Here is a 4,666-nt window from a genome sequence, read left to right as displayed (position 1 = left end):
GCAATGGGCATTTTCTGTCACCGACGGGCTAGGGCAGACGCTTACTTCTAATCGAGCGGATGACCTTTTTACTCGCAAAAACTATCCGCCCCATTGGCTGCCTGGCCCTTGCGGTGACTGCCCCGTCGACTGTGCAGGCTCAGGCATCATCTGCGCCTTTACATTCGCAGGGCAAACTGAATGTCGTCGTCCTGACCGACTACCGTAATATCGGCGAGGCCGACCTGTGCCAGCTTGAAGGGCGAGCCCTCTTCACAGGCACTTTAGAACTGCGCCATCGCGATGGCACGCTCATCCGCCGCCTCGCCTGCGCCAACGGTCTCAAGGATGGAATTGACCGGCAGTTTTATACCAGCGGCACGCTGCGTATGGAGCGCAATTGGAAAGCCGGTGCGCTCGACGGGCTCTACCGCCACTGGACCGAGGACGGCGTGCTCAAGGAGCAGTGGACCTACGGTCCCGATGGGCTCGAAGGCAGGTATTACGTCTATCATCCCAATGGCGTGGAGGCTGCCTTCGCCAACTACAAGAATGGCAAGCGCGACGGCCCCTACGCCGATTTCGACAAGGAGGGGGAACTTAAGGAGAGTGGCTCCTACGTTGATGGTAGGGCTGATGGCGAAGTAATCGAGCGCACAATGCACGGCGGTATCGCCTATCGGCATTTCGATCACGGAAGGCGTGTCGGGCTTCAAACCCTGTGGAGCAAAGATGGCAAGATTCTGAGGCTTGCACGCTACACGAGCGAAGGCCGGTTCGTACGCGAGCGGATCTGGAACACCAAGGGCGAGCTGATCCGCGAGTATACACCCGTCATGCTTCCCGGTTATGGACCTGGGCTCAAGATGGTCGAGCAGGACGGCTGTGCGGTCCATACTACCATTCAGAGCGGCACCAGCGATCCCGCTAAGCTCGCGATGATGAACTATTCCTCCGCACCCGACCTTTACAAGCTGGAGACCATCACATGCGAAGGCGAAGTCCTTGAGAGGGTAGAGGCGTTCGACCACAAGCTGCTGGCCGAACCGATCCACAACGGAAACGCGTGGGACTGCTCTCCGTCCTGACACAATCTTCAAACTGGCGTCCCGAAGCGAAACCGCCCCTTCCAAGACGTTCAGCCACCTATTTTCCGTCCCTAGGTGCAGCCTGTCGGCTTTTGCGTTTCAGATGACCAAGATTATCTCGTGAATCATGGCGTGGGTAATGCCGCGAGAATAGGAACCGTCCTAACGGTCACCGTACCAGCGCCACGCCGAGGCGCAGGCGGGTGACGCGCTTGTTGTAGTCGAGCAGATTCTCGCCGTAGCCGGCGAAGCTCTGCGCGAACAGGTAAAAGTCCGGGCCGCCACCCAGCAGGCGGCGCAGCGGATACGACAGGTCCCCTGAGATCGAACCCTTTCCGCTGCCGAAGTTGAACCGACTTGAGCTGGAGAGGCGCAACCCGTTTTCCTCGCCGACCTCGAAGAACAAGCCGGTGTTGCCGCGGTAGCGGCGAATGTCCGGGTTGTCCGACAAGTCGCCCGCGTAGAACCACGCGCGCGGCGCCACCGTCAGCCGCACGTCGCCGCCGAGCGAGAAGGCGGCCATCGGCGCGATGTAGACGGTGTTGAGACTGCGCGAAAACTCGCCGTCGCGCCCGTTCGATTCGTGGCGCACGCCGATCTGCGCGCTGACCGTGGCGGCGTCCGATAGCGCTTTCGGCGGGGTGACGTAGAACACCTCGGGCTGGAAATCGATGTTGCGGAACGGTGAGGACTTCGCACCCAGATCCCAGAACATGCGCTGGGTATAGGCGAAGTAAAGGCCGTCGCCGAGCGACTTGCCGCCTTCCCGCGCCCGGCTGCCGAACAGCTGATAACGGAAGCTGAGCTGGATGCGCGCCTCGTCATCGGTGCCGGGGCCGTAGACCGCGTAGATCGGCTCGTTGGCGCTGAGGTTCGCGAGGAAGGCGTTGCCCACGGTGCGGTCACTCGGCGGCGGGGTGGCAGGGACGGGCGGCGGCGGGGCAACCGTTGTGGCAGCGACCTGCGGGGCGCTTTCGGACGCCCCGACGCTCGGTACCGCTGCTGCAGCTAGCGTGATAGACTGCTTACCCCACGCGGGGACAGACAGCAGCGCGCCATTCTCGAACCCATCGGCACCAAGGTGATAGCGCACGCTCGCGAAGCTGCCTGCGGCGATCGTCAGCGCCGCAGTTCCGTCTTGATCCCGGTGCAGTATGACGGTCCGCCCAGTTCCAAAGGAGCCCCCGTGGACCAGACGCGCCTCGATGTTTTCGGGCATCGCCACGGTTTGCGCGGCAGTGCCGGTGTTGAGCAGACGCACGTCCACTTGCGCCCCGCCCTGCGCATCGGAGGAGACCTGCCCGATCAGCGTCTCGATCCCCTCCTGCGCGCAGGCGGGGGTGGCAAGAGCGGCAGCAAGAGCGACCACGGCAGTGAATGTTAGGGCTGTCTTCATGGCCGCGGCTTGTGTCTCAGCCGCCGCCCTCTTTCCATTGAAATTCGACAAGCGGCAGCGAAATGCAAAGACAGCACTGCGCCGTTCCAGGGCGACCCTTGTCAGCCACTCAGCCGCCGAATTCCGACGCTGAGACCGGACCGGCAGCTTTCCTCCCTCTCCGCTTGAACCAAGGATCAAAAGGTCACGCCGACATCAGGAAGTCCCTCATGCGCTGCTCGACGTCTTCATTCGCGGGGCTGTAGATCATCATGACGAGATCCTGCCGCCCTTCCACGGCAAACGTCGAGAATTCCAGTTCGAGTTTACCGAGATCCGGATGATGAAGACGTTTCACGCCAGAGCCATGGCCGACCACTTCGTTGTCGCCCCACAGGGTCGCAAACAAGGGGCTCATCGCCGAGAGTTCCTCGACGAGCTGACGGATTTCCTGACCCGCTCCTGCTCGTGCTGCATCCGCCCGGAAGGACCCGACAACGAAGCGGGCAATACGCATCCAGTCTTCTTGCGCGGCCTGAATGCGCGCACTCGAGAACATCAGGCGCAGGATGTTGCGGTGCTCTTTGGGGAGCGCTCCATAATCGGTCATGATCGTTGCCGCAGCCCGGTTCCAGGCAACGACATCCCAGGTCGCGGTGCGGATTATCGCGGGGCTGACCGGCATGGCATCAAGAACGCGCTGCAGGCGCGGAGTGATCGCCTCTGAGTGATTGTACCGCGCTTCGGGGGAATGGCCGAGCGCCAGGAAATAGAGATGCTCGCGCTCGGGCTCCGTCATCATCATGCCCGTGGCGATGCGTTCGACGACATCTGCCGAAGGGGCTCCCCCGCGCCCCTGTTCAAGCCATGTGTACCACGTGGCGCTGATATTGGCGCGCTGGGCGACTTCCTCCCGGCGCAGGCCCGGAGTCCGGCGACGGCTTGTCGAGTAGCCGAAGCTCGCCGGGTCGAGGCGCATGCGCCGGTCACGCAGGAACACTCCAAGTGCGTTGTTCGTGGAAGAAGCCATGTCTGCCTGTTGATATTTATACCTGTATAAGGTCCCTACTTTAACAGGATGATGAGGTTGGCGATATCCCGTTCCGAACGCAATCGGAGATATGTCATGCGGATTTTTCTGACCGGCGCGACGGGCTTCATCGGCTCGCGTATTCTGCCCGAGCTTCTGGCTGCCGGCCATGAAGTGCTGGGCCTGACGCGATCGGAGGACGGCGCTAGGACGATTGCCCAAGCCGGGGCGACTGCGCATCGCGGATCACTGGAAGACCACGCGAGCATGCGCGCGGGTGCAGAAATGGCAGATGCCATCATCCACACCGCCTTCGACCACGATTTTTCCCGTTTCGTGGAGAATTGCGAGAAGGATCGCAAGGTGATCGGCGCTTTCGGAGAGGTTCTGAAAGGCAGTCCCCGGCCGCTCCTGATCACCTCCGGAACGGGCATCGGAATTGCGGAAGAAGGTGGCATCGCTATCGAAAACGTCGTCAACTTCAACCATGCGAACCCGCGCATCGCCTCTGAGCAGGCCGGCCAGGCGCTGCTCGAGGAAGGGGTCAATGTATCGGTGATGCGCCTGCCGCAAGTCCACGACACGCGTCGGCAAGGCCTCATCACGAGCTGGATCGAAATCGCGCGCACAAAGGGCAAAGTCGCCTACGTCGGTGAAGGGGCCAACCGTTGGCCAGCGGCTCACGTCAACGACGTTGCGCGCCTTTATGCGCTCGCGATCGTCGGAGCGGAACCCGGTACACGCTTTCACGCGGTCGGCGAAGAAGGAGTTCCCGCCCGCGCCATCGCGCAGGTTCTCGCCGAAGGCATGGATCTGCCGATGGTTTCGCTGCCCCGCCACGAAACGCAGGACTACTTTGGATGGCTCGCCATTCTAGCGGGGGAGGACATGCCTGCCTCCAGTGCCAGAACCCGCGAAATCACTGGATGGGTGCCGACAGGCCCTGATCTGCTGACCGATCTCAAAGCGATGAACTACGCGGCCAATTCCCTCTGAACGTGTCGGGGGGAAGAGGAAATTGGCAGCTCAATCCGCTGTCTGCTCCGAATCCGCTGGCAGATTTGCCGTCACGATCTCAGAATGGCGCCCCCTGCATTTGCGACCCATTGCGTCGTTCAGCAGCCGGTTTTCCAATCTTAGGCGCTGCCTGTCCTCTGTGGATGGCTCCCGCGTTGCAAGTACAAATTGACGCAT

General features: G+C 61.7%; 4 protein-coding genes. 2 read left to right on the top strand and 2 right to left on the bottom strand.

The window, feature by feature from the left end:
• The first annotated feature begins 59 nt into the window (after nucleotides 1-59).
• Nucleotides 60-1,067: a toxin-antitoxin system YwqK family antitoxin gene (locus MTR62_RS20015; RefSeq protein ID WP_244024260.1), complete on the top strand. Its 1,008-nt coding sequence runs from the start codon at nucleotides 60-62 to the stop codon at nucleotides 1,065-1,067.
• A 169-nt stretch (nucleotides 1,068-1,236) separates the two neighbouring features.
• On the opposite strand, the gene MTR62_RS20010 is transcribed toward MTR62_RS20015, so the two are convergent.
• Both MTR62_RS20010 and MTR62_RS20005 read right to left on the bottom strand, forming a co-directional pair.
• Nucleotides 1,237-2,463 carry a phospholipase A gene (locus tag MTR62_RS20010; RefSeq protein WP_244024258.1) on the bottom strand — a complete coding sequence of 409 codons (1,227 nt, stop codon included), beginning with the start codon at nucleotides 2,461-2,463 and terminating at the stop codon, nucleotides 1,237-1,239.
• 184 nt (nucleotides 2,464-2,647) lie between these two features.
• Nucleotides 2,648-3,472, bottom strand: a complete 825-nt coding sequence (locus MTR62_RS20005) for a helix-turn-helix transcriptional regulator (protein WP_244024256.1) — start codon at nucleotides 3,470-3,472, stop codon at nucleotides 2,648-2,650.
• Nucleotides 3,473-3,568: 96 nt separating this feature from the next.
• Between MTR62_RS20005 and MTR62_RS20000 the strand changes: the two genes are divergently transcribed.
• Nucleotides 3,569-4,468, top strand: a complete 900-nt coding sequence (locus MTR62_RS20000) for an SDR family oxidoreductase (RefSeq protein ID WP_244024254.1) — start codon at nucleotides 3,569-3,571, stop codon at nucleotides 4,466-4,468.
• Nucleotides 4,469-4,666: the final 198 nt, after the last annotated feature.

Source organism: Novosphingobium organovorum (assembly GCF_022832435.1).
GTDB lineage: Bacteria > Pseudomonadota > Alphaproteobacteria > Sphingomonadales > Sphingomonadaceae > Novosphingobium > Novosphingobium organovorum.
This window is presented reverse-complemented; position numbering and strand designations above follow the sequence as displayed.